The sequence below is a fragment of the Azospirillum doebereinerae genome (genome assembly GCF_003989665.1).
GTDB lineage: Bacteria > Pseudomonadota > Alphaproteobacteria > Azospirillales > Azospirillaceae > Azospirillum > Azospirillum doebereinerae.
The window spans coordinates 1-2,138 of sequence record NZ_RZIJ01000067.1; the positions used below are offsets into that span (position 1 = coordinate 1).

Annotated in this window: 3 protein-coding genes; all 3 read right to left on the reverse strand. The window is 71.9% G+C overall.

What is annotated here, in order from left to right; genetic code table 11:
• A partial coding sequence (gene tnpC, locus EJ913_RS31175; protein WP_127005216.1) for an IS66 family transposase occupies positions 1–1,103 on the reverse strand: 1,103 nt, incomplete at its 3' end.
• A gap of 259 nt (positions 1,104–1,362) precedes the next feature.
• Positions 1,363–1,716 (reverse strand): IS66 family insertion sequence element accessory protein TnpB, encoded by a 354-nt coding sequence (gene tnpB / locus EJ913_RS31180; protein ID WP_127005217.1) that lies wholly within the window; start codon positions 1,714–1,716, stop codon positions 1,363–1,365.
• The coding region (gene tnpA, locus EJ913_RS31185; RefSeq protein ID WP_211099089.1) for an IS66-like element accessory protein TnpA at positions 1,713–2,138 on the reverse strand (426 nt) is incomplete at its 5' end. The genes tnpB and tnpA, both read right to left, overlap by 4 nt.

The following is a 2,138-nucleotide window of genomic DNA, read 5'->3' on the forward strand; positions in this document are numbered from 1 at the left end:
GCCGGCCAGCGGGAGAGCGCGTAACGGATCGCCTCGGCCAGGGCGGATTTGCCCGAAACCTGGCGGAGCAACTGGTCCAGATGGGTGCGCAACGCAGCGGTCTCCGGCGCCGCCTCGGCTTGGCGCGCGGCGGCACGCCGGGCCGCCGGCTGGCCGCGCACGCGCTCCTCCACGGCGTAGAGCCGGCCGATGCGCTCCAGCACCTCCTGGGCGGCGGCTCCCTTGTGGGCTTGGTGGACGTCGAAGAATTTCCGCCGCACATGCGCCCAGCAGGCCACCTCGCTGATCGCCGGCGGATCGGCCCCCTTGGGCTCGTACAGCGCGTTGAAGCCGGCGTAACCGTCGGCCTGCAGCGCGCCCCTCCAGCCGGCGAACTGGCGCTGGGGATGCTCGCCCTTGCGGTCGGGCGTGTAGCGGTAGAGCGCCGCGGGCGCCGTGGCGTCGCCACAGGCCCGGTCGTCGCGCGCGTAGACCCACAGCCGCCCGGTGCGGGTCTTGCCGGCGCCGGGGGCGAGCACCGGCACCGGGGTGTCGTCGACGTGCAGCTTGCCCGCGGCCAGCACATGGGCGGCGATGCGCTCGGCCAGCGGCGTCAGCAGCGTCGCGGTGCGGCCGAGCCAGTCCGTCAGCGTCGAGCGCGGCACCTCCACCCCTTCGCGGGCGAACCGCTCGGCCTGCCAGTAGGCCGGCAGATGGTCGTCGTACTTGGCCAGCACGATGTCGGCGAGCAGGCTGGCGCCGGCGTTGCTCTTGGGCAGCGGCACCGGCGGCGGGGGCGCCTGGCTGATGTCGCCGCAGCACCGGCAGGCCATCACCGGGCGGACGTAGCGGCGCACCCGCAGCCGTGCGGGCACCATCTCCAGCACCTCCAAGACGTCCTCGCCGATCCGCCGCAAGGCGAGCCCGCAGCCCGGGCAGGCGGCATAGGGCGGCGCCAGTTCCTCGTCCTCGCGCGGCAGATGGGCGGGCAGCGGCTTGCGGATCGGGTGGATACACTCGCCGATCGGCATCGCCGCCTTCGGGGCGGGGACGGCCGCTTGCTCGGCCTGATGCTGCTCCAACTCCTCGATCTGCAGTTCGAGCTGATCGGCGGCCCGGCCCATCCTTTCCGAACTCTGGGAAGCTGCGCCGGCGCAACGCGGCCAACTGGCCCTTCAGCGTGTCGATGATGCGGTCGCGCGCCGCCACCGCCTGCTCGCGCTCGGCCAACTGCGCCGACAGTTCGCCCACCAGCGCCTGAAGGGCGGCCACATCGTCGGGAAGCGGATCGCCGGTGGAATGCGGAAGCATGGCGCCAGTGTACCGGCCGGCGGTGCACCGGTCACCGGCCGGAGCCGGGGTGAGTCACCTCGCCGCAGGCTGTCAGGAGGCCAACGTCGGCACCGGCTCGTCGGTGCGGCGCAAGGCCCGCCAATCGATGCCCTCCAGCAGCATGGCGAGTTCGGCCGGTGACAGACGGACCTGTTCGGTGGCCGGGCTCGGCCAGACGAAGCGGCCTTTCTCCAATCTCTTGGAAATGAGAACGAACCTTTGGCCGTCCCACACCAGAATCTTCAACAGGTCGCCGCGCCGGCCCCGGAACACGAACAGCTGGCCCGAGAACGGATCCTTGCACAGGTGCTGCTGGACGACGGCGGCCAAGCCGTCAAAGCCCTTGCGCATGTCGACCGGCCGCGCCGCCAGCCAGACCCGCACGCCCGGCGGCACGCTGATCATCGCCGCCCCATGAGCGCGGCGATCAGCGCCGTCAACGCCGGCGTCGGGTAGTCCGCCCCGATCTCCAGCCGTGTCCCGTCGGCAAACCGAACCAGCGCGCGAGGCGCAGGCGCCGATGGCGGGGACGACGACCCCGCTTCACAAACCGGGGCCGTGTCGACGCTCACAGGGATCAGCAGCGGGGCGTCATCAGGCGGCAGCCGATCGGCCATCCCGCCAACCAGATGGCGGCGCCACGTGTACAGGCAGCTTTCCGCCACCCCATGCCGGCGGGCGACATGGGCGACGATCGCACCCGGTTCCAGCGTCTCGGCCACCAACCGCGCCTTCTCCGCTTCGCTCCACCGCCGGCGCCGCTCCTTGCCGGTAATGATCTCGACCCTCTGCATCAAGCGAGCCTCCTTCTGGACTCCAATGGAGCC

What these genes read in the sequence shown, in the direction of transcription:
- tnpB (WP_127005217.1), bottom strand. Translation starts at nt 1,716, where the DNA reads ATGATCAGCGTGCCGCCGGGCGTGCGGGTCTGGCTGGCGGCGCGGCCG.